25 protein-coding genes and 1 tRNA gene are annotated in these 25,486 nt (G+C 56.3%); 11 read left to right on the top strand and 15 right to left on the bottom strand.

Annotated elements, in window-relative coordinates:
* The first annotated feature begins 58 nt into the window (after positions 1 to 58).
* Positions 59 to 817 carry a zinc ABC transporter ATP-binding protein ZnuC gene (gene znuC / locus MFP24_RS22265; protein WP_249232476.1) on the top strand — a complete coding sequence of 253 codons (759 nt, stop codon included), beginning with the start codon at positions 59 to 61 and terminating at the stop codon, positions 815 to 817.
* Positions 814 to 1,599 (top strand): zinc ABC transporter permease subunit ZnuB, encoded by a 786-nt coding sequence (gene znuB / locus MFP24_RS22260; RefSeq protein ID WP_249232477.1) that lies wholly within the window; start codon positions 814 to 816, stop codon positions 1,597 to 1,599. The genes znuC and znuB overlap by 4 nt, the downstream gene beginning before the upstream one ends.
* Before the next feature lie 6 nt (positions 1,600 to 1,605).
* On the opposite strand, the gene ruvB is transcribed toward znuB, so the two are convergent.
* From ruvB to aspS, 6 genes are all read right to left on the bottom strand, one after another.
* Positions 1,606 to 2,610 carry a Holliday junction branch migration DNA helicase RuvB gene (gene ruvB / locus MFP24_RS22255; RefSeq protein WP_249232478.1) on the bottom strand — a complete coding sequence of 335 codons (1,005 nt, stop codon included), beginning with the start codon at positions 2,608 to 2,610 and terminating at the stop codon, positions 1,606 to 1,608.
* Positions 2,611 to 2,617: 7 nt separating this feature from the next.
* Positions 2,618 to 3,235: a Holliday junction branch migration protein RuvA gene (ruvA, locus tag MFP24_RS22250; RefSeq protein WP_249232479.1), complete on the bottom strand. Its 618-nt coding sequence runs from the start codon at positions 3,233 to 3,235 to the stop codon at positions 2,618 to 2,620.
* A gap of 93 nt (positions 3,236 to 3,328) precedes the next feature.
* Positions 3,329 to 3,850, bottom strand: coding sequence for a crossover junction endodeoxyribonuclease RuvC (ruvC, locus tag MFP24_RS22245; RefSeq protein ID WP_249232480.1), 522 nt, complete (start codon positions 3,848 to 3,850; stop codon positions 3,329 to 3,331).
* A 60-nt stretch (positions 3,851 to 3,910) separates the two neighbouring features.
* Positions 3,911 to 4,654 (bottom strand): YebC/PmpR family DNA-binding transcriptional regulator, encoded by a 744-nt coding sequence (locus MFP24_RS22240; RefSeq protein ID WP_249232481.1) that lies wholly within the window; start codon positions 4,652 to 4,654, stop codon positions 3,911 to 3,913.
* A gap of 23 nt (positions 4,655 to 4,677) precedes the next feature.
* Complete coding sequence (nudB, locus tag MFP24_RS22235) at positions 4,678 to 5,121, bottom strand: dihydroneopterin triphosphate diphosphatase (protein ID WP_249232482.1); 444 nt, start codon at positions 5,119 to 5,121, stop codon at positions 4,678 to 4,680.
* A 1-nt stretch (position 5,122) separates the two neighbouring features.
* The gene (aspS, locus tag MFP24_RS22230; protein ID WP_249232483.1) at positions 5,123 to 6,919 is read right to left on the bottom strand and encodes an aspartate--tRNA ligase; all 1,797 of its coding nucleotides are present in this window, start codon (positions 6,917 to 6,919) and stop codon (positions 5,123 to 5,125) included.
* A gap of 266 nt (positions 6,920 to 7,185) precedes the next feature.
* Here aspS and MFP24_RS22225 point away from each other — a divergent pair, with 266 nt between their 5' ends.
* From MFP24_RS22225 to cmoB, 4 genes are all read left to right on the top strand, one after another.
* A complete protein-coding gene (locus MFP24_RS22225; protein ID WP_249232484.1) occupies positions 7,186 to 7,998 on the top strand; it encodes a DUF72 domain-containing protein in 813 nt (270 codons plus the stop codon).
* A 190-nt stretch (positions 7,999 to 8,188) separates the two neighbouring features.
* On the top strand, positions 8,189 to 8,584 hold the full coding sequence (locus tag MFP24_RS22220) for an MAPEG family protein (RefSeq protein ID WP_249232891.1): 396 nt from the start codon (positions 8,189 to 8,191) through the stop codon (positions 8,582 to 8,584).
* A 159-nt stretch (positions 8,585 to 8,743) separates the two neighbouring features.
* Positions 8,744 to 9,481 carry a carboxy-S-adenosyl-L-methionine synthase CmoA gene (cmoA, locus tag MFP24_RS22215; protein WP_249232485.1) on the top strand — a complete coding sequence of 246 codons (738 nt, stop codon included), beginning with the start codon at positions 8,744 to 8,746 and terminating at the stop codon, positions 9,479 to 9,481.
* 3 nt (positions 9,482 to 9,484) lie between these two features.
* Positions 9,485 to 10,456, top strand: a complete 972-nt coding sequence (gene cmoB, locus MFP24_RS22210) for a tRNA 5-methoxyuridine(34)/uridine 5-oxyacetic acid(34) synthase CmoB (protein ID WP_249232486.1) — start codon at positions 9,485 to 9,487, stop codon at positions 10,454 to 10,456.
* Between the two features lie 40 nt (positions 10,457 to 10,496).
* Here cmoB and MFP24_RS22205 read toward each other — a convergent pair whose 3' ends face one another.
* The 3 genes from MFP24_RS22205 to MFP24_RS22195 all read right to left on the bottom strand — a co-directional run bounded on the left by MFP24_RS22205 (position 10,497) and on the right by MFP24_RS22195 (position 12,752).
* Positions 10,497 to 11,039 carry a flavin reductase family protein gene (locus MFP24_RS22205; RefSeq protein ID WP_249232487.1) on the bottom strand — a complete coding sequence of 181 codons (543 nt, stop codon included), beginning with the start codon at positions 11,037 to 11,039 and terminating at the stop codon, positions 10,497 to 10,499.
* 174 nt (positions 11,040 to 11,213) lie between these two features.
* A complete protein-coding gene (cutC, locus tag MFP24_RS22200; RefSeq protein WP_249232488.1) occupies positions 11,214 to 11,972 on the bottom strand; it encodes a copper homeostasis protein CutC in 759 nt (252 codons plus the stop codon).
* 231 nt (positions 11,973 to 12,203) lie between these two features.
* A complete protein-coding gene (locus tag MFP24_RS22195) occupies positions 12,204 to 12,752 on the bottom strand; it encodes a VOC family protein (protein WP_249232489.1) in 549 nt (182 codons plus the stop codon).
* Between the two features lie 647 nt (positions 12,753 to 13,399).
* On the opposite strand from MFP24_RS22195, the gene argS reads away from it, so the two are divergent.
* Positions 13,400 to 15,130 carry an arginine--tRNA ligase gene (argS, locus tag MFP24_RS22190; RefSeq protein WP_249232490.1) on the top strand — a complete coding sequence of 577 codons (1,731 nt, stop codon included), beginning with the start codon at positions 13,400 to 13,402 and terminating at the stop codon, positions 15,128 to 15,130.
* A 46-nt stretch (positions 15,131 to 15,176) separates the two neighbouring features.
* Here the strand turns inward: argS and murJ are convergent, their stop codons facing one another.
* From murJ to rimJ, 3 genes are all read right to left on the bottom strand, one after another.
* Positions 15,177 to 16,715 (bottom strand): murein biosynthesis integral membrane protein MurJ, encoded by a 1,539-nt coding sequence (murJ, locus tag MFP24_RS22185; RefSeq protein ID WP_249232491.1) that lies wholly within the window; start codon positions 16,713 to 16,715, stop codon positions 15,177 to 15,179.
* Between the two features lie 177 nt (positions 16,716 to 16,892).
* Positions 16,893 to 17,531: a YceH family protein gene (locus tag MFP24_RS22180; RefSeq protein WP_249232492.1), complete on the bottom strand. Its 639-nt coding sequence runs from the start codon at positions 17,529 to 17,531 to the stop codon at positions 16,893 to 16,895.
* A 9-nt stretch (positions 17,532 to 17,540) separates the two neighbouring features.
* Positions 17,541 to 18,125, bottom strand: coding sequence for a ribosomal protein S5-alanine N-acetyltransferase (rimJ, locus tag MFP24_RS22175; protein WP_249232493.1), 585 nt, complete (start codon positions 18,123 to 18,125; stop codon positions 17,541 to 17,543).
* 315 nt (positions 18,126 to 18,440) lie between these two features.
* Here rimJ and mdtH point away from each other — a divergent pair, with 315 nt between their 5' ends.
* From mdtH to MFP24_RS22160, 3 genes are all read left to right on the top strand, one after another.
* A complete protein-coding gene (gene mdtH / locus MFP24_RS22170) occupies positions 18,441 to 19,646 on the top strand; it encodes a multidrug efflux MFS transporter MdtH (RefSeq protein ID WP_249232494.1) in 1,206 nt (401 codons plus the stop codon).
* 157 nt (positions 19,647 to 19,803) lie between these two features.
* On the top strand, positions 19,804 to 20,451 hold the full coding sequence (grxB, locus tag MFP24_RS22165) for a glutaredoxin 2 (RefSeq protein ID WP_249232495.1): 648 nt from the start codon (positions 19,804 to 19,806) through the stop codon (positions 20,449 to 20,451).
* Between the two features lie 153 nt (positions 20,452 to 20,604).
* Positions 20,605 to 21,168 carry a lipoprotein gene (locus tag MFP24_RS22160; RefSeq protein ID WP_249232496.1) on the top strand — a complete coding sequence of 188 codons (564 nt, stop codon included), beginning with the start codon at positions 20,605 to 20,607 and terminating at the stop codon, positions 21,166 to 21,168.
* Between the two features lie 51 nt (positions 21,169 to 21,219).
* On the opposite strand, the gene MFP24_RS22155 is transcribed toward MFP24_RS22160, so the two are convergent.
* Both MFP24_RS22155 and MFP24_RS22150 read right to left on the bottom strand, forming a co-directional pair.
* The gene (locus MFP24_RS22155; protein ID WP_249232497.1) at positions 21,220 to 21,789 is read right to left on the bottom strand and encodes a TorD/DmsD family molecular chaperone; all 570 of its coding nucleotides are present in this window, start codon (positions 21,787 to 21,789) and stop codon (positions 21,220 to 21,222) included.
* 32 nt (positions 21,790 to 21,821) lie between these two features.
* A complete protein-coding gene (locus tag MFP24_RS22150) occupies positions 21,822 to 22,559 on the bottom strand; it encodes a phosphatase (RefSeq protein WP_249232498.1) in 738 nt (245 codons plus the stop codon).
* A 271-nt stretch (positions 22,560 to 22,830) separates the two neighbouring features.
* Here MFP24_RS22150 and MFP24_RS22145 point away from each other — a divergent pair.
* A tRNA-Ser gene (locus MFP24_RS22145) sits at positions 22,831 to 22,920 on the top strand.
* A gap of 175 nt (positions 22,921 to 23,095) precedes the next feature.
* Here the strand turns inward: MFP24_RS22145 and MFP24_RS22140 are convergent.
* Positions 23,096 to 25,480 (bottom strand): glycoside hydrolase family 31 protein, encoded by a 2,385-nt coding sequence (locus tag MFP24_RS22140; protein WP_249232499.1) that lies wholly within the window; start codon positions 25,478 to 25,480, stop codon positions 23,096 to 23,098.
* Between the last annotated feature and the right edge of the window lie 6 nt (positions 25,481 to 25,486).

Here is a 25,486-nt window from a genome sequence, read left to right as displayed (position 1 = left end):
GATTTAACGTGTAGTTTGTTATATTATAACATTACAGAATCTCTGCAAACCGAATTCTATGTCCACATTGGTATCACTCAATAATATTTCAGTGTCGTTTGGCAGCAGGAAAGTCCTGTCGGATATCTCCCTGTCTCTCCAGGCGGGGCGCATTCTTACGCTTCTGGGCCCCAACGGCGCGGGAAAATCAACGCTGGTGCGGGTTGTTTTGGGCCTGCTGTCGCCCACCGCCGGCACCTTGCAGAAAACGCCGGGGTTGCGTATCGGCTACGTCCCGCAAAAGCTCCATCTGGACCCTACGCTGCCGCTGACCGTCAGCCGCTTTATGCGCCTGCGCCCCGGCATTAAGCAGCAGGATATATTACCGGCGCTGAAACGCGTGCAGGCGGCGCACCTGCTGCAACAGCCGATGCAGAAACTGTCCGGCGGCGAAAATCAGCGGGTTCTGCTGGCGCGCGCGTTGATGAACCATCCGCAGCTGCTGGTACTGGACGAACCGACGCAGGGGGTGGACGTCAACGGTCAGTTGGCGCTTTATGACCTGATCAATCAGCTGCGTCAGGAGTTTAACTGCGGCGTGCTGATGGTTTCCCACGATCTCCACCTGGTGATGGCCAAAACCGATGAAGTGCTGTGTCTCAACCAGCACGTCTGTTGTTCCGGCACCCCGGAAGTGGTGTCCCTGCATCCCGAATTCTTAGCCATGTTCGGCCAGCGCGGCGCCGAGCAGTTGGCGGTTTACCGGCATCATCATAATCATCGTCACGACTTGAACGGACGTATCATCCTGAAAAGACAAGGTGGAAACGACGCATGATTGAACTTCTGTTTCCTGGCTGGCTGGCCGGTATATTCCTCGCCGCGGCCGCCGGCCCGCTGGGGTCGTTCGTCGTCTGGCGGCGCATGTCCTATTTCGGCGATACCCTGGCGCATGCCTCCCTGCTGGGCGTGGCCTTCGGCCTGCTGCTGGACGTCAATCTGTTCTATGCCGTTATCGCCGTTACCCTGGCGCTGGCGCTTGGACTGGTCTGGCTGGAGCGTCGCCCCTATCTGGCGATCGATACCCTGCTGGGCATTATGGCGCACAGCGCCCTGTCGCTCGGTCTGGTGGTGGTCAGCCTGATGAATAACGTGCGAGTGGATTTGATGGCGTATCTGTTCGGGGATTTGCTTTCCGTCACCAGCGACGATTTGTGGATTATCGGCGGCGGCGTCGCCGTGGTGGTTGCGGTACTGAGCTGGCAATGGCGGCCGTTATTGTCCATGACCATCAGCCCCGAACTGGCGCATGTGGACGGCGTTAACCTGCAGCGCAGCAAGCTTATCCTGATGCTGGTGACCGCCTTGACCATTGGCATCGCCATGAAGTTTGTCGGGGCGTTAATCATCACCTCGCTGCTGATTATTCCCGCCGCCAGCGCCCGCCGCTTTGCGCGCACGCCGGAGCAGATGGCCGGTTTCGCCATCGGCGCCGGTATGATCGCCATTACCGGCGGTCTGGCCTTTTCCGCCGCTTACAATACCCCCGCCGGACCGTCGGTGGTACTTTGCGCGTCGCTGCTGTTTATCGCCAGTTTAATCAAGAAACAGCCTGCGTAGAGCAGGCTATTCCTCCCGCGTCAGGCCGAAATGGCGGTAGGCGTGCTGCGTCGCCATTCTGCCCCGCGGGGTGCGTTGAATAAAGCCTTGCTGGATCAGATAAGGCTCCAGTACATCCTCAATGGTTTCCCGCTCTTCGCCGATGGCCGCCGCCAGATTATCCAGCCCGACCGGGCCGCCCATAAATTTATCGATAATCGCCAGCAGCAGTTTCCGGTCCATATAGTCGAAGCCTTCGGTATCCACCGCCAGCATATCCAGCGCCAGCGTGGCGACTTCGGCGGTGATCGCCCCGGCGGATTTGACCTCGGAGAAGTCACGCACGCGGCGCAGCAGCCGGTTGGCGATACGCGGCGTGCCGCGCGCGCGCCGGGCGACTTCCAGCGCTCCGTCATAGGTGAGATCCAGCCCCAGGCACTGCGCGCTGCGGCTGACGATATGTTGCAGATCGGCGACTTTATAAAACTCCAGCCGCTGGACGATGCCAAAACGATCGCGCAGCGGCGAGGTGAGCGAACCGGCGCGGGTGGTGGCGCCAATCAGGGTAAACGGCGGCAAATCAAGCTTGATCGAACGGGCGGCCGGCCCCTCGCCAATCATGATATCCAGTTGGTAATCTTCCATCGCCGGATACAGGATTTCCTCCACCACCGGCGACAACCGATGGATTTCATCGATAAACAAAACGTCGTGAGGTTCCAGATTGGTGAGCAACGCGGCCAGATCCCCGGCTTTTTCCAGTATCGGGCCGGAGGTGGTGCGCAGATTAACCCCCATTTCGTTGGCCACGATGTTTGCCAGCGTGGTTTTCCCCAAACCGGGAGGGCCGAAAATCAGCAGATGATCCAGAGCGTCCCCGCGTTGGCGCGCCGCCTGAATGAAAATTTCCATCTGTTCGCAGACCTGGGGCTGACCGACATATTCCGCCAACAGTTTCGGGCGAATGGCGCGGTCGATAAATTCCTCTTCGGGGACGGCCTCGGCGGAAATCAAACGATCTGCTTCAATCATGCATACCTCACAGCGCAGCGCGTAGTGCGTCCCTGATCAGGGTTTCGCAGTCTGAATCCGGACGGACGACTTTGGCGATCAGGCGGCTGGCCTCCTGCGGCTTATAGCCCAGGGCAATCAGCGCCGATGCGGCCTCCGCCTCGGGATCGCCGACTTCGCTATCGGCGGAGGAAGAAGGCGTCGGGACAACATCGCCCGTCAAATTAAACAGTTCGCCGCTCAATCCTTTAAAGCGGTCTTTCATTTCAACCACCAGACGTTCGGCCGTTTTTTTGCCGACGCCGGGCAGCTTGATCAACGCGCCGATCTCTTCCCGCTCCACCGCGCTGACAAACTGCGCGGCGGACATACCGGAAAGAATGGCCAGCGCCAGCTTCGGCCCCACGCCGTTGACCTTAATCAGCTCACGGAACAGCGCCCTCTCCTGCTTATCATTAAAGCCGAACAGCAGCTGCGCGTCTTCGCGCACCACAAAATGCGTGAAGATGACGGCTTCCTGAGAAAGCGCAGGAAGTTCGTAAAAGCAAGTCATCGGCATGTGAACTTCATAGCCAACGCCGTTGGCTTCTATCAGCACCTGCGGCGGTTGTTTTTCCAGAATAATGCCTCTGAGACGACCTATCACCTTCTCTTCCTTTTGCGTTTTACGTTTTATCAACCAAGAATATTGTATAGCTTATAACATAAAAAAAGCTGGATGAATATCCAGCCTTAAGTTTCAGCGCAAGCGCCCCGGCGCCGGATAACGTTTCTCAACGCCAAGGCGGATCAGCTTCTGATTGAAATGACAGTGGGTGATGGCTATCGCCAGCGCATCGGCGGCATCCGCCTGCGGGCTGGCGGATAACTTGAGCAGCGAGCGAACCATATGCTGCACCTGTTTTTTATCCGCCGCGCCGGTGCCCACCACGGTCTGCTTTACCAGCCGGGCGGCGTACTCATACACCGGCAGTTCCTGATTCACCGCCGCCACGATCGCCGCGCCGCGCGCCTGCCCCAGTTTAAGCGCCGAGTCGGGATTCTTGGCCATAAACACCTGCTCAATGGCGAAACAATCCGGGTGAAACTGGGTGATGATTTCACTCACCCCGGCGTAAATCAGCTTGAGGCGCGTGGGCAAATCGTCGACCACGGTGCGAATGCAGCCGCTGCCGAGATAAGCCAACTGACGCCCCTGCTGGCGGATGATGCCGTAACCCGTCACGCGCGAACCGGGGTCGATGCCGAGTATGATTGTCATCGTAACCCTCCGCCGGTTCGCCGGACGGAAAGGCGCGCCCTTTCCATCACCGTGCCGCCATTATAGTAATGCCGCCACCTCATCGGAGATCTCACCGTTGTGGTAAACCTCCTGCACGTCGTCGCAGTCTTCCAGCATATCGATCAGGCGCATCAGCTTCGGCGCGGTTTCCGCGTCCATGTCCGCTTTGGTTGAAGGCACCATGGAAACTTCCGCCGCTTCGGCCACCAGGCCCGCCGCATCCAGCGCATCCTTGACTTCGCCAAAGGTTTCCCACGGCGTGAAAACGTCAATGGCGCCGTCGTCATAGGTCACCACGTCGTCCGCTCCCGCTTCCAGCGCAGCATCCATCACCCTATCTTCATCCAGACCCGGCGCGTAAGAGATCACGCCCTTTTTGCTGAACAGATAAGCCACCGAACCATCGGTGCCCAGGTTGCCGCCGCTCTTGGTGAAAGCATGGCGCACCTCGGAAACGGTGCGGTTGCGGTTGTCGCTCAGGCATTCCACCATCACCGCCGTGCCGCCGGGGCCGTAGCCTTCATAAATGATGGTTTCCATATTGCTGTCGTCATCGCCGCCCACGCCGCGGGCGATGGCGCGGTTCAGGGTATCGCGCGTCATGTTGTTGGACAGGGCCTTATCGATGGCGGCGCGCAGACGCGGGTTGGCCCCCGGATCGCCGCCGCCCAGCCGGGCGGCGGTAACCAATTCGCGGATAATTTTGGTAAAGATTTTGCCGCGTTTTGCGTCCTGTGCTGCTTTACGATGTTTGGTATTGGCCCACTTACTATGACCTGCCATAAAAATCTCCGAAAAAAGCCTGTTCAGGCCGGATAAATAACAAATTCCTCAATCGCCTGCCGGTTACTCCACGACTTGGTAAGCTGCGCCGCATCGGGCGCATCCAGCCACTGGTATGCGAGATGTTCGGTAATGACCACCTCGCGTTCCTCGGGCAGCGCCAGACAGAACCAGTGTTCCGTGTTGCGCGTCACCCCCGGCGCGTAGCGACGTCTTAAATGAGCAAAAAGCTCAAACTCAATACAGCGCTGACAGTCAAAGAGTGATAATGCCTCGGCGGATATATCAATATTAACCTCTTCTTTGACTTCACGCTGTGCGGCGCACGCCGTGCTTTCCCCGTCCTCCAGGCTGCCGGTAACGGATTGCCAGAAGTCGGGGTCGTCACGCCGTTGCAGCATCAGCACCCGCCCGGTGTCGCGGGCGTAAATCACCACCAGAACCGAGACGGGTCGCTTGTATGCCATCTCACTGATTCTCGAATTTATCGTCCTGCGCCGCTTTCCCTTTTCCCACCACCGCAATCGACAGATCCTCCAGCGCGACGGGATTGGCGAAGCTGGGGGCTTCGGTCATCAGACAGGCCGCGGCCGTGGTTTTCGGGAAGGCGATGACGTCTCGAATATTATCGGTGCCGGTCAGCAACATCACCAGACGATCCAGACCGAAAGCCAGACCGGCGTGCGGCGGCGTGCCGAATTTCAGCGCATCCAGCAGGAAGCCGAATTTTTCGCGCTGGTCCCGTTCATTGATGCCCAGGATGCCGAACACCGTTTGCTGCATATCGCCGTTATGAATACGCACCGAGCCGCCGCCCACTTCATAACCGTTCAACACCATGTCATAGGCGTTGGCGATGGCGGATGCCGGATTGGCCGCCAGTTCGGCGGGCGTCATATCGCGCGGCGCGGTGAACGGATGGTGCATGGCGCTCAGGCCGCCTTCGCCGTCCTCTTCAAACATCGGGAAGTCGATAACCCACAGCGGCCGCCAGCTATCTTCGCTGGTCAGTTTCAGATCGCGTCCCAGCTTCAGACGCAGCGCGCCGAGGGCATCCGTCACCACGCCGGCGCGATCCGCACCGAAGAACAGAATGTCGCCATCGGCGGCGCCGACGCGATCCAGCAGCGCGGACAGCAGGTCCGCGCTGAGGAATTTGGCGACCGGGCTCTGTACGCCGTCAAGACCTTTGGCGCGCTCGTTGACCTTGATATAGGCCAGCCCTTTGGCGCCATAGATTTCGATAAACCTGGCGTACTCGTCGATCTGCTTGCGGCTCAGCTGCGCGCCGCCCGGAACGCGGATCGCCGCTACGCGGCCTTTGGCGTCGTTTGCCGGGCCGGAGAACACCTTGAATTCGATATCTTTCACCAGATCGGCCACGTCCACCAGCTCCAGCGGGTTACGCAGATCCGGTTTGTCGGAACCGAAACGGCGCATGGCTTCGGCAAAGGTCATGATCGGGAAATTCCCCAGATCCACGCCTTTGATCTCCAGCCACAGCTCGCGCACCAGTTTTTCCATCACTTCACGCACCTGCGGCGCGGTCATGAACGAGGTTTCCACATCGATCTGGGTAAACTCCGGTTGACGATCGGCGCGCAAATCTTCATCGCGGAAACATTTGACGATTTGATAGTAGCGATCGAAACCGGACATCATCAGCAGCTGTTTGAACAGCTGAGGCGACTGCGGCAATGCGTAGAATTTACCTTTATGCACCCGGCTCGGCACCAGATAGTCGCGCGCGCCTTCCGGCGTCGCCTTGGTCAGCATCGGCGTTTCAATATCCAGAAAACCGTGCCCGTCCATAAAGCGGCGGACAAAACTGGTGATGCGCGCGCGGGTTTTCAGACGCCGGGCCATTTCCGGGCGGCGCAGATCGAGATAACGGTACTTGAGGCGCGCCTCTTCGGTGTTGGTCTGGTTGGAATCCAGCGGCAGCGGCTCGGCGCGGTTGATGATGGTCAGCGCCGTCGCCAGCACCTCGATTTCACCGGTAGCCATATCTTTGTTGATTTGACTGTCTGGACGGGCACGGACGACGCCCTTCAGTTGAATACAGAATTCGTTGCGCAGTTCGGACGCCTGTTTCAGTACGTCCTGGCGGTCCGGATCAAAGAACACCTGCGCCAGACCTTCGCGGTCGCGCATATCGATAAAAATCAAACCACCCAGATCGCGGCGGCGGTTAACCCAACCGCACAATGTCACTTCCTGGCCCACGTGGGACAAATTCAACTGTCCGCAATATTCAGTACGCATCACTATTTCCTTTTACTCAGCCGCACAACCCACCCTTTTTCGCCGCGTCTGGCAACGGAAAAAGCCGTGGTCTCTTTGCTGAACGGCATGGTTTTTCTGGATTACTGTCCGGTGAAAAAAGGCGGCTATTATAAAGGAAATTCCCCCGGACGATAAGTATGAAGGTAACGCTCTGCGGTTTGCCCGCACACTCTTTTTGACAATTTTCATTATCGGTTAATGAAATGATCGCTAATATAGCCTTAATTTGTTACCGGAACAGAATAATGTATATCGGATTACCTCAATGGCAACATCCTGCCTGGAGTCGTTTAGGATTGCACGATCTGGCTGATTATTCCCGCTACTTTAACTGCGTGGAAGGGAATACCACGTTTTACGCCTTACCCGGCCGCGAGCTGGTGACGCGCTGGCGCGATATGACCACGGACGAATTCCGCTTCTGCTTTAAATTTCCCTCCGCCATCAGCCATCAGGCCGCCTTGCAGCACTGTGAACAGGAGGTAGCCGCCTTCTTTCACTGTCTGGAACCGCTGGCGGGGCGCATCGGGCAACTCTGGGTGCAACTGCCCGCCGCTTTCGGTCCGCCTCAGCTTGCGGTTCTGTGGCGCTTTCTCGATGCGCTGCCGCAGGGATTCAGCTATGGCGTGGAGGTTCGCCACCCGCAGTTTTTTGCCAAAGGCGACAGCGAACGCGCCTTGAATCAGGGTTTACAGCAGCGCGGGATTAACCGCGTCATCATGGACAGCCGCCCGGTGCATCATGCCGCGCCGGACAGCCAGGCCATGCGCGAAGCGCAACGCAAAAAGCCGCGCCTGCCGGTTCATGCGCTATTGACCGCCGACCAGCCTTTGATTCGCTTTATCGGCAGTGAAAATCTGCAGGAGAATCGGCACTGGTTTCAGCCGTGGCTGAAAAAACTGCCGCAATGGTCGCACGCCGAGCCTTTTCTGTTCATTCACACCCCCGATATCGGCGATGCGCCGGCGCTGGCGCAACGGCTGTGGCCGCTGCTGAGCGACATTATTCCCGCTATGCCGCCGCAGCCGGACTGGCCCAGACAGGAGTCGCTATTTTAACGGCCGTCTGCTTGCGGCCGGCGAATAATGCCGCCCACTGCGCCGCCGCCATGCATTAGTCCCTTTTCTTATAAACAATGCCTTACCCCGACTCATTTCAGATAAAAAAAGTTGCCTTGTACAGGCGACAGTTGTGCTGCGGGAAGCTATTATTCTGCAAGCCGTTTTCGGTCAGGTCACGGAGTTAAACATGGTAAGCGCGCTCTATGTGGTGTTTGGCGCATTGTTGTTGATAAAGTTGTCTGTCGACGTAGTTAAACTCAGAATGCAGTACCGCGTAGCCTATGGCGACGGCGGGTTTTATGAACTTCAGACGGCCATTCGGGTTCATGGCAATGCGGTGGAATATATTCCTATCGGCGCTATTCTGCTGGTTTTGATGGAAATGAACGGCGCCATCGCCGCGATGCTCCACCTGTGCGGCATACTGTTGATCGTCGGGCGCCTGTTTCATTACTACGGCCTGCGACAACGTGAATTTCGCTGGCGACGCTCGGGCATGGCGGCGACCTACGCCTCGCTGATCCTGATGTCCCTGGCCAATCTCTATTATCTGCCGTGGGAAATGGTTTTTACCCTGTATTAAGACGCGGCGGGTGATGGGACGGAAAGGATGACGGCGCCGGCTTCATCCGCTCTCTCGCTGAAGCCCCGTAGCTCGAAAGGTGAAGGGGATACATGCTTTATCGCGTCATTCTGCTAGAATACGCCCCCTTGATTACCTATCTCAGCCATTATTTTTATCATGCCAAACCGCGACCTGCTTTTTTCCGCTCCTATCGCCAATCTGGGCGACTGGACATTCGATGAACGCGTTGCTGAAGTCTTTCCCGATATGATTCAGCGCTCCGTTCCCGGTTATTCCAACATCATTTCGATGATTGGCATGCTGGCGGAACGTTTCGTGCAACCCCATAGCCAGGTTTACGATCTGGGCTGTGCGCTGGGTGCCGCCACCTTGTCGATGCGCCGCAATATTCGCGTGCCGGGCTGTACAATTATCGCGGTGGATAATTCGCCGGCGATGATAAAACGCTGTCGCAATCATATCGAAGCTTTCCGCTCCGACACGCCGGTAGAGGTGCTTGAAGCCGACATTCTGGATATTGAAATAGCAAACGCCTCCATGGCGGTGCTGAACTTCACCATTCAGTTTCTGGAGCCGGCCGACCGCCAGCTGTTGATCGACCGGGTCTACCAGGGATTAAAACCGGGCGGCGTACTGGTGCTGTCCGAAAAATTCAGCTTTGCCGATGACAGAGTGGATGAGTTGCTGTTCAACATGCACCACGACTTCAAACGCGCCAACGGCTACAGCGAATTGGAAATCAGCCAGAAACGCAGCATGCTGGAAAACGTCATGCTGACGGATACCGTGGACACGCATAAAAATCGGCTCAAACAGGCGGGCTTTGAGCACGTCGATCTGTGGTTCCAATGTTTTAACTTCGGTTCATTACTGGCGCTCAAGACGGAAGGATAGGTTGTGATCGATTTCGGCAATTTTTATCAGCAAATCGCCAAAGGCCCGCTGAGCCACTGGCTTGATACCCTGCCCCCGCAGTTGAGCCGCTGGCAGCAGGAGTCGCTGCACGGTAAGTTCAAACTGTGGTTCAACACCCTGGAACATCTTCCCGCCCTGTCCCCCACCCACCTGGATCTGGCCGACGGCGTCACCGCCGGCATGGCGCCGGATATTTCCGCCGGCCAGCGCGAAGGGATAGAAATGCTGCTGCGCAACCTGATGCCGTGGCGCAAAGGGCCGTTTTCGCTTTATGGGGTAAATATCGACACAGAATGGCGCTCTGACTGGAAGTGGCGGCGCGTGCTCCCCCATATCAGTCCGCTGCGCGATCGCCTGGTTCTCGACGTCGGCTGCGGCAGCGGCTACCACCTGTGGCGCATGGTGGGCGCGGGCGCGCGCCTGGCGGTCGGTATCGATCCCATGCAGCTGTTTTTATGCCAGTTCGAAGCGGTGCGAAAACTGTTGGGCGACGACCAGCGCGCCCACGTCCTGCCCCTCGGTATCGAACAGTTGCCGGAACTGGCGGCGTTCGACACGGTTTTTTCCATGGGCGTGCTGTACCACCGCCGCTCGCCGCTCGACCATCTATGGCAGTTGAAAAACCAACTGGTGTCCGACGGCGAACTGGTGCTGGAGACGCTGGTCGTCGAAGGCGATGAAAATCAGGTACTGGTGCCGGGAGAACGCTACGCCCAGATGCGTAACGTCTACTTTATCCCTTCCGCCGCCGCGCTGACCCAGTGGCTGAGAAAATGCGGATTTGCCGATGTTCGGGTGGTGGATATCTGCGCCACCACGTCCCAGGAACAGCGCAGAACCGACTGGATGATCAGCGAATCGCTGGCCGATTTTCTCGATCCGCACGATCAAAGTAAAACCGTGGAGGGCTACCCGGCGCCGGTACGCGCGGTATTGGTCGCCCGCAAGCCCTGACTCGGCGCAGAAATGGTGCCAAAGGGAGCCGGATGGAGCGCTAGACCCCGTCCGGGAGCTTGGAGCGCATCATCTCCTTTCTGTCAATCCTGCGGCCATCGACGATAAACGTACCATCGCCGACGGCGTGGATGGTTCTCTTTTCGGTACGCGTGTCATCGTAGTACGCCGCAATGCCGTTGAGCACGATGATGCCGTATTGATCGATGATATCGATAATCCGGCACTCTATGTTGGCGAGACTCTCCTTGATAAGCGGCGCCCGGACGTGCCGGCCCGGTAATGGCGTAAGGCCGAACCGGTCAAACTTGTCGGTGTCTTGCCCCGAGCATGTCCCAATACCGACAACCGTATCGATCATATCGACGGTGGGGATTGAAATCACACATTCTTTTGTGGTTTGCAGTGCGGCATAAGAGTAGTTCCAGGGGCCGGTCGTTATGGCGAATGATGCCGAGAAATCCATCACCATCGTCCAGGTGATGGTCATCAGGTTATCTTTCCGGCCATCGTTCGTGGTAACCAGCACAGCCGGTCCCGGCTCCAGCAGAGTGAACGCTTTCCCGATAGGAAGACTTTGCATATTTGCCTCCACCTTTTATTTTGCGCCCCTGGTGCATGAATGATACAAACCGCCGGGCGCACCATAAAAAAAGCCCCGGCAACACGCCGGGGCTTGGTACTCGCAAGCAACCTGTAGGTATGCTGCGCGGCAAGGGTGCTCTGGCAGGCCGAGTATGACTCAACCTGAAAACTGTTATGAAACCGATGAGATTTCATAGTCCGAACTCAATGCCCGTTTCATCGCGGCCACGATATCGCCGTCAACGCCATACTGGCTGAACTCATCCATATCGCTATCCGAACACATGGAGACGCCAATTTTGCGATACCGCATAACGGATGAAGACCACTGTCCGGCGGAGCTGTGCAGCTCCTGAATACCGCTTTGTCGGAACTTATGGAGATTGGTTAATCGCACACCGGATCCGGCCATAATGATTGGACCACGGCTGGCCTGAGTTAGTTCACGCAATAATAGCAATCCGTTTTCCGCGGTCTGCTGCTGCCCGGAGGTCAGGATCCTGGAAACGCCCAGATCGGTCAGCTGTTCCAGCGCCAGATAAGGGTTCAGACACAGATCGAAGGCGCGGTGAAAGGTCACCGCCATACCCTGCGTCAGCGACATGATTTCTTTCATCCGCAGTAAATCGATATGTCCTTCGGCATCAAGAATGCCTACCACCACGCCAGGGAATCCCATATCGCGTATTTGCTCGATATCATATTTAATCGCCGCGAACTCCGTTGCATCGTAGCAAAAATCACCGCCGCGCGGCCGAACGATAGGATGAACGGGAATCGCTATTTTTTCGTTCGCCAGACGCAAGACGCCGTATCCCGGCGTTAACCCGCCGTCGCGCAGCCCGGAACAGAGCTCAATCCGATCTGCGCCGGCCTGCTCGGCGGTTATTGCGCATTCAATGCTATAGCAACATACCTCCAGCTTGGGCATAACCACCTCCATTTAAAACCGCTGAATATCACTCAATTACATTTCCCCTAATTATATGAAGATCGCCGGACCATTCTTAATTACGGGAATAGCTAATCACTATGACATTCAAGCGCGCATCGTGAGGAGATGACGGTCACAATGAACGCGATATAACTGAAATAAATATGACATAAACCATAGTTCTATTAATGTATTAAACCGGTTGAAAAACCATGCAACGCCAACAACTCAATCGTCACGGTTTTCATCCGCTACAATATCCCGAATATCAAACGGATGAAACTTTATGGTTACCTTTCCATTGGTTACAGCCGTTGTCGGATTAGGTATTCGTTCCTTTTCACCTCGCGGCGCACTGAAATGAAGTTTGACGCCGGAGGTACGCAGAGCCTGGTCGGATAAGCAGGCCAGCGCTCTCTGATGCAGCGAATCCGCATCGCCCGGCAATAGCAACTCCACATGCTCCCATCCTTCATGGGGATAACGTTTCTTTCCCGGCCAGGGCAGCTCGATGCAGTCAATCCGCCAGGGACCGACTTTTATCGCCGAGTCTAATATAAACAAGCAGATAGTACGCCCGTTAATCAGGTTTTCGGCGAGCAGCGTGCCGATGCGCAATATTTCTGCCTTCCAGCGCTCAGCGGTCGAATCCTGATGGCAGCGCAACGAAATATGATCGGCGCTGAACCTGCTCAAATCCAGCTGAAGTACCGCTGCAAACTCATTTAATTCCCGCTCAAAACGAACTAAATCCACCGCTAACTCTTCTGGCAACATACCGGGTATGAACTCCTCACTATCCACGCAAACCGTCAGGGAATAATTTACATGGTGATAATATCGCATCCATGTTTTTTTAACGCAGTTCTATTTCGATTCTTTTTTTAGTTATTGGTTCTTTTAGTTATTCGTGCTTTAAGCACTAAACGCCATAGTAAAATCTAAAGAAAGTAAAGTAATCAGATGGATTAACAAACAAACCTGGCGGTAGTTGGCATTGGCTACTCTACGCAACTTTTCTTGAGAGTTGTCTTAAATAAAAAAATGTCCATTGAATGAAGAAACGAAAAAGGATAATTTAAACTTCTTAATAATAAGGTCGAGTTATCATCATGGTGCTATTAATCATTTCAATTCTGCTGATCGTCATCGCGGCGTACGCTATTTTTCGTCATTTTAAAATCAAAAATGAGCACAAAATCGGCGTGAACTCCAGAACCAGGAAACGTTAACCGGGCGCGCTTAGCGGTTCCCCTTACTATACATAAAAAATTGCCAGCAACCCTCGCGAATATCATCCTGTTTTACCTTACCCTCCCCCCACTTTCAATGTAAGCATGTCACCCGCCGCGGTATGCCATCTGCTGACTCGTAAAGGCAAATATGGTATAAGCAGGGCTTGATTTTTTATTTAAGGTAAACCGGTGAATATTCAGGCTCTTCTCTCCGAAAAAGTCAGCCAGGCATTGGCTGCGGCGGGTGCCCCTGTAGGCAGCGAGGCACAGGTCCGCCAGTCGGCAAAAGTACAGTTTGGCGATTATCAGGCCAACGGCGTGATGGCCGTTGCCAAAAAACTCGGCATGCCGCCGCGTCAGTTGGCTGAAAAAGTGGTCCAGCTTTTGACGCTGGACGGCATCGCTACAAAAACAGAAATCGCCGGCCCGGGCTTTATCAATATCTTCCTTGATAAACAATGGGTCGCCAGCCAGGCAGAGAATGCGCTGAATGCCCCGAAACTGGGCGTAACACCGGTTGAACCGCAAACTATCGTTGTCGATTATTCCGCTCCCAACGTCGCGAAAGAAATGCACGTCGGTCACCTGCGTTCCACCATTATTGGCGATGCGGCCGTTCGTACCCTGGAATTTCTCGGCCACCATGTTATTCGCGCCAACCACGTCGGCGACTGGGGCACGCAGTTCGGCATGCTGATCGCCTATCTCGAAAAAGTGCAGAATGACAACGCCGGCGAGATGGCGCTGGCCGATCTCGAAGCGTTCTACCGTGAAGCGAAGAAGCACTACGACGACGATGCCGCATTTGCCGAACGCGCCAGAGGCTATGTGGTCAAGCTACAGGGGGGAGATGAATATTGCCGCCAACTGTGGCGCAAACTTATCGACATCACCATGACGCAAAATCAGCTCACTTACGATCGTCTCAACGTCACGCTGACCAAAGATGACGTTATGGGCGAAAGTTTGTATAACAGCATGCTGCCGGAGATTGTCGCCGACCTGAAAGCGAAAGGTCTGGCGGTGGAGAGTGAAGGCGCGACGGTGGTTTTCCTGGATGAGTTCAAGAACAAGGAAGGCGAGCCGATGGGCGTTATCATCCAGAAGAAGGATGGCGGCTACCTCTACACCACCACCGATATCGCCTGTGCGAAATACCGCTATGAGACGCTGAATGCCGACCGCGTGCTTTACTATATCGACTCACGCCAGCACCAGCATCTGATGCAGGCCTGGGCCATTGTGCGCAAGGCCGGTTACGTACCGGATTCCGTCAGCCTGGAACACCATATGTTCGGCATGATGCTGGGCAAGGACGGCAAACCGTTTAAAACCCGCGCCGGCGGCACCATCAAGCTTTCCGACCTGCTGGACGAGGCGTATGAGCGCGCTTGCCAGCTTATCGCCGAAAAAAATCCGCAAATGGAGAGCGATGAGCTGCAACAGCTCGCCAACGTGGTTTCCATCGGCGCGGTAAAATATGCCGATCTGTCCAAAAACCGCACCACCGATTACATTTTTGACTGGGATAACATGCTGGCATTCGAAGGCAATACCGCGCCTTATATGCAATATGCCTATACCCGCGTTATCTCGATTTTTAAACGCGCCGGCATTCAGGAAGACAGCCTGACTCAGCCCATTACCCTGCATGATGAGCGTGAATTTGTTCTCGCCACTCGCCTGCTGCAATTCGAAGAAACCGTCACCACCGTCGCCCGCGACGGCACTCCGCATGTGATGTGCGCCTATCTGTATGATTTAGCGGGCCTGTTCTCCGGTTTTTACGAGCATTGCCCGGTTTTGAATGCGGAAAATGACGAACTGCGTCAAAGCCGCCTGAAACTGGCGCTGCTGACGGCCAAAACGCTGAAGCAGGGTTTGGATACTCTGGGCATTGATACCGTAGAGAAGATGTAATCTTTTGCCGCGCAAGCGTGACAAACGCCCGAATTCCGGGCGTTTGTTATTTCACGCCGCGCCGGGCGAAATCCCGCGGGCGGAACCCCAGCAGGGCCAGCGTGGCGAAGTAGGCCCCCGCGCCGACAATCACCAGCGCCATCAGCCGCAGCAGCCTGAAAGCCATACTGCCGCTGTCCCAGGCGGGCATCCACCACAGCATGCCGATCAACACCAGCGACATAACCACAACCGCCGCGGCCAGCTTCAGCAGAAAACGGCGCCAGCCGGGTTGGGGATGGAAAATATCCTGCTTGCGCAGTTGCCAGAACAGCAGTCCGGCATTCAGACAGGACGCCAGACCGATGGAAAGCGCCAGCCCCGCGTGTTGCAGCGGACCGATAAAGATCAGGTTCATGACCTGCGTCATCACCAGCGTTACCAAGGCGATCTTTACCGGCGTCTTGATATCCTGTCGCGAATAAAAACCGGGTACCAGCACCTTGACGACGATAAGCCCCATCAGCCCCACGGAATAGGCAATTAACGCACGCTGCGTCATCGCCGCATCAAAGGCGCTGAATTTCCCATATTGGAACAGCGACACCGTCAACGGCTGCGCCAGAATACCCAAGGCGACCGCGCTGGGGAGCGCCAGTAAAAAGCACAGACGCAACCCCCAGTCCATCAGCCGCGAGTATTCATCATGGTTGCCGCTGGCGAAGCTTTTCGCCAGCGAAGGCAGCAGAATGGTGCCCAACGCCACGCCCAGCACCCCCGATGGAAACTCCATTAGCCGATCGGCGTAGTACATCCACGACACCGCCCCCTCGCTGAGAAAAGAGGCGAAAATGGTATTGATGATCAGCGATATCTGGCTGACGGAAACCCCGAGAACCGCCGGGCCCATCAGTTTCATCACCCGCCAGACGCGGGGATCGCGCCATTTGAGGCGCGGCAATACCAGCATGCCGATCTTTTTCAGATGCGGCAGCTGGTAGCCGAGCTGAAGTATCCCCCCCACCAGCACCGCCCAGGCCAGCGCCATCACCGGCGGATCAAAATAGGGCGCGCCAAACAGGGCGAAACCGATCATGCTGACGTTTAACAGCGTCGGCGCAAACGCCGGAACCGAGAAGCGGTTCCAGGTATTCAACACCGACCCCACCATCGACGTCAGGGAGATCAGCAGGATGTAGGGGAACGTCACCCGCAGCAGCGCCGATGTGAGTTCAAAGCGCTCGGGCGTCGCCGCGAAACCCGGCGCGGTGACCATAATCACCCACGGCGCCGCCAGCATACCCGCAACGGTGACCAACGCCAGAATCAACGTCAACATGCCGGAAACGTAAGCCAGAAAGGTGCGGGTCGCCTCGTCGCCCTGCTGGCTTTTATATTCGGCCAGAATAGGAACAAAAGCCTGAGAGAACGCGCCCTCGGCAAAAATGCGGCGCAGCAGATTAGGCAGCTTAAAGGCGACGAAAAAGGCGTCCGTCGCCATGCCCGCGCCGAAAACCCGCGCCACTATCGCATCACGCACGAAACCCAACAGGCGCGAAAGCATGGTCATTGAACTGACGGCCGCCAGTGATTTAAGTAAATTCATCCGATTATATTCTGAAATGTCCGGGGACTATTATCGACCGTTCTGCGGTCATCCTGATTGCGCGGTGCGACTAGTCTACGCATTGCGCGCCCAATAGCCACCAGGTATTGCGATAAGCGCCGAACTTTTCAGCGCTTTCTCAGCCATCCGTTAATGCCGCGCCGGGTCATCGGGCGTTCAGGCCAACAACTCCGCCAGTTGGCGCTTAAGCTCGGCGACCTCTTTCTCCAATACCTCCACCCTGGCGGCCAGCGGGTGCTCTTCAGCCGCGCGGTCATCCGTCGCCGGCGCCGTCTCTTCACTCGGTTCGCCGCTGAAAAGATGCATATAGCGGCTTTCCCGCTTACCGGATTCACGCGCCAGACGCACCACGAACGGCCCGTCTTCCCGCTGCTGTAGCTGCGCCAGCACGGTTTCCACTTCATTGACGTCGGCAAACTCATGCAGACGGGCGGCGCGCGTGCGCAACTCGCCGGGCGTTTGCGCGCCGCGCAGCAGCAGCGTCGCCACCAGCGCCACCTCTGCCGGGGAAAACTTCAGATCGCCGAACTCAGAATTGCAAAAGCGATGCTCATATTTCATCACCCGATTGCCGAAACCGCTGAGGGTGCGCAGGAAATGTTTTTTTACCAGTAAATCGAGCGTTTGCTGGACGTCGCTTTCGCTCAGATCCATCACCGGTTCGCGGTTGGTTTTCTGATTGCAGGCGGCCGTCACGCCGTTTAACGACATCGGATACTGTTCCGGCGTGGTGATCTGCTTTTCCAACATGCAGCCGATCACTCTGGCCTCTCGGGCCGTTAGCTGATATTTCATCACAATTCCTTAGCGCTGCGGCGTCCAGTCATTGTTAGTGAGGGCGGTCAGAACGTGGTCCTGCCATTTGCCGTCAATAAGCAGATAATTTTTCGCATACCCCTCGCGCACAAATCCCAGACGGGACAGTAAATTTCCGCTGCGATGATTATGCGGCATATAGTTAGCCATAATTCGGTGCATGCGCTGTTGACGCAGCATATAACGCAAAGCGGGCTGGAGCGCCTCGTACATCAGCCCCTTCCCTTGCCATTTTTCGCCCAGAGAGTACCCCAGATAGCAGGCATGGAACGATCCCCGCAGCACATTACTGAAATTCGCCACCCCCCAGACCTCGTTTTCATTCGGATCGAGCAGCAGAAAATAGTAGGCGCTGCCCTGCTTGTGCATATCATTAATCACGCTCAGGCGCGCCTGCCAGCCAGAGGGGTAGCAATGGCTGACATCCCGCACCGGCTCCCAGGGCTTAAGAAAATCACGATTCTCCGCATAGTATTCAGCAAGACGCCAGGCATCTCGCTCATAAGCCAAACGCACCACCAGCCGCTCGGTCGTTAAATGAACCTTTGCCGGCGTAGAACGATAGCCAAACATTCCTCCCCCCTGGGTTGCGGGTTGTTCGATAAGTAAAATTCATCGGATATAGACAGAACAAGACTTCCTGTAAGCAGAAAATATCGTATACCGTCGGTAAGCTTACTATAACCGGATAAATTCGCTGCCGTAAAACCCCCGTCGCTGAGTTATTGTTCGATCGGTTCGCTAGAGCTGATTTTTTTACTCAATACCTACCCGGATAGCGCTCGGACGATAAAAAAATATTATCCAACAATAGGCTACCCGAAACCGGAAATAGAGTACAAAATAGTCACGTCCGTTATTTTTCTCCCTTATTCCTCGTGGTGAAACATGCCTCTGATGTCGCAAGCTCGGAGCTTGGGTAAATATTTTCTCTTACTCGATAATATGCTGGTGGTGCTGGGATTCTTTGTGGTATTTCCCCTTATTTCCATTCGCTTTGTCGATCAGTTGGGGTGGGCCGCGCTATTAGTCGGTATTGCGCTGGGATTACGCCAGCTGATTCAGCAAGGACTGGGAATTTTCTCCGGCGCCATCGCCGACCGCTTCGGCGCGAAACCGATGATTATCACCGGCATGCTATTACGCGCCGCGGGTTTCGTTTTTATGGCGATTGCCGACCAGCCCTGGATTTTATGGCTGTCCTGCGCCCTTTCCGGGCTGGGCGGCACGCTATTCGATCCGCCGCGAACGGCGCTGGTGGTTAAGCTGGTCCGCCCCCAGGAGCGCGGCCGTTTCTACTCCCTGCTGATGATGCAGGACAGCGCCGGGGCGGTGCTCGGCGCGCTGATCGGCAGTTGGCTGCTCAAGTACGACTTCGAGGTGGTTTGCTGGGTCGGCGCGGTTATTTTCGTGCTGGCGGCGGCGCTGAACGGATGGCTGTTGCCGGCGTATCGCACCTCGACGATCAGAACGCCGATGCTGGAAGGCATGACGCGCGTTATCCGCGATCGTCGTTTCCTGACCTATGTGTTAACGCTGACCGGCTATTACATGCTCTCCGTGCAGGTATTGCTGATGCTGCCGATCATGGTCAATGAAATCGCCGGTACGCCAACGGCGATAAAATGGATGTACGCCATTGAAGCCGCCCTGTCGCTGACCCTGCTTTACCCCATCGCGCGCTGGAGCGAAAAACGCTACCGCCTGGAACAACGCCTGATGGCCGGGTTGCTGATTATGACCGTCAGTCTTTTCCCCATCGGTTTGACGACCGGCCTGCAATCCCTGCTGATGTTAATCAGTCTGTTTTATATCGGCGCGATTATCGCCGAACCGGCGCGCGAAACGCTGAGCGCCTCTCTGGCGGATGCCCGGGCAAGAGGCAGCTATATGGGGTTCAGCCGTCTGGGGCTGGCGCTGGGGGGAGCCATCGGCTATAGCGGCGGCGGCTGGCTGTTCGACGCCGGACATGCCCTGGAGCAGCCGGAATTGCCCTGGTTCATTTTGGGCGTTATCGGCCTGCTGACCCTGGGCGCGCTCTACTGGCAGTTCAACCAGCGCCGTATTGAACCGGCCATGCTCGGCGGTCACTGATTGCCTCCGTTTTGGCGGCGCATTTGATCTCGCGGGTATTGCACCCCATACTTTCCCCATACATTCAATCGATTGTTATGCCGTCGCGGGACGGCAAACGCCGTTTGCGGCCGCGTTGGCGGCCATTGTCTTCTCAATGGACCAGAGGATAGAAAGTATGAAATTATATGTTTACGATCACTGCCCTTACTGCGTAAAAGCGCGCATGATTTTCGGCCTGAAGAATATCCCTGTCGAACTGCAAATTTTAGCCAATGACGATGAAGCGACGCCTAAGAGACTGATCGGTCAGAAAATGGTGCCGATCCTGCAGAAAGACGATGGCAGCTATATGCCTGAAAGTATGGATATCGTTCACTACATTGATAACTACGACAAACAGCCGCTGTTGACCGGTCCGACGAATCCGGCGATCGACGCCTGGCTGCGTAAGGTATCCGACTATACCCCTCGCCTGATTATTCCGCGTTTTGCCCGCGCGGCGTTTGAGGAATTCGCCTCCGCGTCGGCCCGGCAGTACTTTATCAATAAGAAAGAGGCGCAGCTGGGCAGCTTTGCAGATCATCTCAGCCACTCCGCGGGGCTGATTAAAAAGCTGAATAACGATCTGACGGATCTGGATCCGCTGATTGTCCAGCCCAACGCCTGTAACGGAGAATTATCCACCGACGATATTCATCTGTTCCCGCTGTTGCGTTCCCTGTCCATTGTCGCCGGCGTCACCCCGCCGTCACGCGTCGCCGCCTACCGTGACAATATGGCCAAACAAACGCAGATCACCTTGCTAAGCAGCCTGGCGCAATAAATAAAACGGCAGGCAACCCGATGAGCCGTTTAGCGCCGAAACGACTCATCGCCATTATTCACTTTCAGGGCTATCCGATTGGTGAACCCATCTCTGGCGGTACACACTGCACTGGCGAGATTATACATCGAGAAATAAATTGAGGTCATAAGAATGAAGAAGTTGGGATTCGCGGCCGCGGCATTGTTGCTGGCATTTACCCTGGGCGGCTGCAACAAGCTGACGCAGTACACGCTCAATGAGCAGGAAATCAACCAATATCTGCAAAAGCATAACGACTACCAGAAGCAGCTGGGCATGCCGGGCGTGGTGGACGCCAATATCGTGTTAACCGATCTGGTCAGCCAAATCGGCAGAGCCGAACCGGGAAAAATCACCCTCTCCGGCAACGCCAAGGTGGATATCGCCTCCCTGCTGGGCAACCAGACCGCCGACATGAAGCTGACGCTGAAGGCGCAGCCGGTGTTTGATAAAGCCCAGGGGGCTATCTACCTCAAAGAGATGGAGCTGGTGGATTACAGCGTGCAACCCGAAAAGATGCAGACCATCATCAAGACCCTGAGTCCCTACCTGAACCAGTCGCTGAAAAGCTATTTCGAACAGAAACCGGCCTATATTCTGAATGCGGATAACAGCACCACCGAGGCGTTGGCGAAGAAAATGGCCAAAGGCATCGAGATTAAACCGGGGCAAATCGTTATTCTGTTTACCGACTGACGCGCGCTTCAGGTGACGGCCGCGCCGTCACCCGATCCCCGCCTGAACTCGTTACTCGACGCTATCCGACGCTTCGTCGGCTTCTTGCAGTTCATCCCGCATGGCTTCAAGCGCTTCACGGCACACCACCGCCAGGGTGCGGTAAAACGCCGTGGCGGCATGGCTTTCCACTTTCCCTAAAAAGCGGCTGCTCCAGGGCAGCAGATACTCGTCAAACAGGGCGATCTGCGCGGCGGTTTCATCCTCCTGCGCCTGATCTTCCAGCCACGACGCCGCCAGCAGCAGTCCGCCGAAGTGGTCGACGGCCCCGTCGTTCAGCGGCATACCGCGCTGTTGCAAAAAGGTCCGCACCTGCGCCGCGTCTGACGCCGTTTCATACGCCGAACGCCAGGGGGATACCGCGCAATCCGCGCCGACAAACAGGGCCTGGTAATCCGCCGCCATGGCGTCAAGGTCATACCCCTTTTGCAAACGCGCCAGCAGCGCATCCTGTTCCAGCGGCCAATGCTGCTGGAGCTTGCCCTCTTTGAGCAGCGTAAACAGCGGCGCCACCAGCGGGTCCTCAGGGTGGCGATAAAACAGGGTGCCCAGGATGCGGCAGACAATCGAGAACTCATTCATTTAAAAAACCCGTCAATTATTAAGTGACATTGTCACAAATCAGCAAATTCGGCGATGGCCGGCCTTCCCCGCTGTTCGAGGAAGTCCAACACCCGCCGGGGACTCACGTTTAACACCCGCTCCGGCGGGAAATCCACTTCCTGCAAAATACGCGCGCAGTGGGTGAAATCGCCCAGGGAAAAAGCGATATGGGAGTCGGAACCTAAAGACAGCCAGCCGCCGGCATCGCGCACCGCGGCGGCAATGGCCCGGCAGTTGGGTTCGCTGCCTTTGCGCGAATGCATAAAGGAGGAGTTATTCAGCTCCAGAGCCACATTATATTGGGCGGCGGCTTCGGCGATGGCGCGAATATCGACGGGAAATTTAGGGTTGCCGGGATGGCTGATAATATGCGCATCGCCGTTGGCCATCGTGGCGATCATCGCGGCGGTATGGGTGTCTTTATCCTGAGGCGGAAATACCGGCTCATGAAAACCGGCGATAATTAAATCCACCTGGTCCAGCATCGGTCCGGTACAATCAATCTCCCCCGCCACGTTTTTAATATTGGCCTCGATTCCGCGCAAAATGCCCACGCCATCCACCAGCCGCGGCCAGACCCGCATGTTCATAAAGTGCCAGTAGTGCGGCGCATCGGCCATATCGGGGCCATGATCGGTAATGGCGAACAGGCGAATCTGCTTTTGCTTCGCCTCGGCGATATAGTCATGCAGCGTACTGTAGGCGTGAGTGCTGGCAACGGTATGCATATGTAAATCGACGGGATACATGATTTCTCCTCAGTCAGCGTTTAGCGGGCAGCATAACATTTTAGCGCTTTGCGCGCAGCCGTCGAACCATCAAGTAACTTTAATTTAACAATAAGCAAACATTGCTGCTGAGCGCATCGGCAGCGATTTTAACCGGGCAAAGGGGGAAAACGGCGAGTAAAGCAACAAATTGCGTTAACTTTAGCTAAACGCACGCCGCGGCGGCAGAAGTTTATTGACGCTGTTCGGCAATTTACCTACATTAGCGCCGTCCGCCGCCAAGGCGACCCCCGGTGAGGTGTCCGAGAGGCTGAAGGAGCACGCCTGGAAAGTGTGTATACGTGAAAACGTATCGAGGGTTCGAATCCCTCCCTCACCGCCATATAAAAGAAAACGCCCTTAGCTTTCGCTAAGGGCGTTTTCTTTTATACGTTGACGGGACTGACGAGAAGCCTCGCCAGGGTTCGACAAAACGGCAGGACTGCCGTTTTGGACCGCCAACGGCGGCCCGCAGGGCGAGCGCCATGGAAGGCGCGAGTCAATCCCGCCCAGCGACGTTACACGCGGGCTAACGCATACTCCGCCTGACCCGCGTTCGCCTCCACGCCATCAACAAACAGCCGCCGCCGTTCACCTGCCGGCAGGGATATTTTCAGCTGACGCCATGCCGGCCGATAGTTGCCTTCCGCGTTAAAACTGACGCGAATGGCCTCCGCATCGCTCTTCATCTGCCAGTTCAGCCACAGCGCGTCGCCCTGCCGATAGCCCCAGGATTCGCCGTCATCTTCAAACAGCACGCCATGCGTCACCCCTCGGCCCCGCGGCGGAAACAGCAGCAGTTCGCGCTGATCATCGGCCTGCGCATCGACATGGCGCAGACGCTGGCTTAATGGCAGCCCGGCGCCGGCACGTACCAGCAGCGGCAGTTTTTCCAGTGGCGCATCCAGCGTGATCCACTGGCCGCCGCTGTACCACTGGTGGGTCGAAAAGTCATACCAGCCATGCTGATTATCCGGCAGCCAAAAACTGCGCTCGCGCGCCCCTGGCTCCACCACGCTGGCCACCAGCAGATCGCGTCCGAGCAGAAACTCATCACATTCGACCAAGGTCTGCGCATCATGCTCATGGTCGAGGAAGGTCGGACGCAGCATGGGCTCATCATCGGCGTGCGCCTGCCACAGCAGCGTATAAAGATAGGGCAGCAGACGGTAGCGCAGCTCAATGGCGGCGCGGATCGCCGGAGTAACGGACGGATACATCCAGGGTTCATTAACGGTGCGATCGTCATTCCATGAATGGATGGTAAAACGCGGATTCATCACGCCATTCTGCACCCAGCGTACAAACAGTTCCGCATCGGGTTTATCGCCGGCGAAACCGCCGACATCGTGGCCGATATTGTACAGGCCCGACAGGCTCATCCCCAGTCCCATACGGATGTTGTAGCGCAGCGAGGTCCAGTTGGTGCGGTTATCGCCGCTCCACGTTTGCACATAACGCTGCATCCCGGCACAACCGGAACGGGAGATCAGATAAGGCCGCTTTTCCGGTGCGAAGCGCTGCTGCGCTTCCATGGATGCGCGCATCATCAGCAACGGCATCACCGGACGAATATGTTTAATCGCAATGCTTTTGCCGAAGCCGTGACAGCGCGCTTCGCCGTCCCACACTTCATACTCGTTGTTATCATTCCAGGTGCAATCGATCCCCTTCTCCAGCAGTTGGCGGGCGACATTCTCCTGCCACCAGGCCACCGCCTGCGGATGGGTAAAATCGAGGTGCGAACCTTCGTCGTCCCAGAAAATGGAACGCTCCGGCGTATCGTTTTCCGAATCGCGGATAAACAGCCCTTGCGCCGCCACCTCTTCATAGCGCGGATGATCCTGCAGCAGACAAGGCTTAATGTTGGCGGCAAGGCGCAGACCGGCATCGTGGAACGCCTGACTCATCGCCTCCGGTTGCGGCACTTTGTCGTAGTTCCAGTGAAACACATAGCGCTTATTGTTAATCGAGGTATAGCCGGAAGAGAGCTGGAACGAATCGCACGGGATCTCATGCTGCTGGCAGAGACGGATAAAATTCATCAGCTGATTCTGCGCATCCGGCGCATCGGTGTAGTGCATGGTGGAACCACTGTAGCCGAGACTCCATTTCGGACCAAACAGCGTTTTGCCGGTCAGGCGCACAAACGCCTTGGTGACATCCAGCACGCGCGCGCCGGTAAAGATGTAGTAGTCGATATCGCCGCTTTCTGCCTGCCAGCGGCGGTAGGGCTGATGGTAATTATCCAGCTCATTGCCCAGATCGAACCAGCTGCTGCTCAGGTTATCGTAGTAGAGTCCGAAACTTACCTCGCCACGGCGGGTAATGGTGAACGGGATATGTTTATACAGCGGATCGGTTGACGCGGCGTTATAGCCCATGGCGTCCAGATTGCGCATTTCGTAGCGTTTGCCGTTGCGCTGCAGGTCGCCCGCTTTCTCGCCCAGGCCATAATAGCGATCGCCACTCATCCGGCGCTGATAATGGGCGACGCCATCACCGTGCGCATTAATCAGATAAGCGCTGGTAGGACGGTCGCTGGTCAGCGGTTGCCACTCGCCCGCGCCGTTGCGGTATTGCCACTCCAGCCATAACGGCTGATGTACGATCGCCCGCAGCCGTTGCGTGGCGACCACCAGCGCATCGCCCTGCCGCTCAACGGTAAAAGCAGGCAAAGCGAAACCCGCCAGACTGTCACGCTGACGCCCTTCCCACGGCACGTCGCTTTCCGGCGCAATACTCCAGGTTCTGTCGAGGGTGAACTGTCCGTGCCGTTTGATGGCGACGCGGAACAGCGTCTGCTCAAGGACGTACAGGCACAGCGTATGTTTACCATCAACCGTTAATGCCACATGGTGATTATCCGAGCCCGCCAAGGACCAATGTTTTAAGGTTTTCATCGTTAC

The organism is Brenneria tiliae (genome assembly GCF_023347575.1).
GTDB lineage: Bacteria > Pseudomonadota > Gammaproteobacteria > Enterobacterales > Enterobacteriaceae > Brenneria > Brenneria corticis.
Note: the sequence above shows the minus strand (reverse complement) of the source record. Positions and strands in the feature narration are given on the sequence as shown.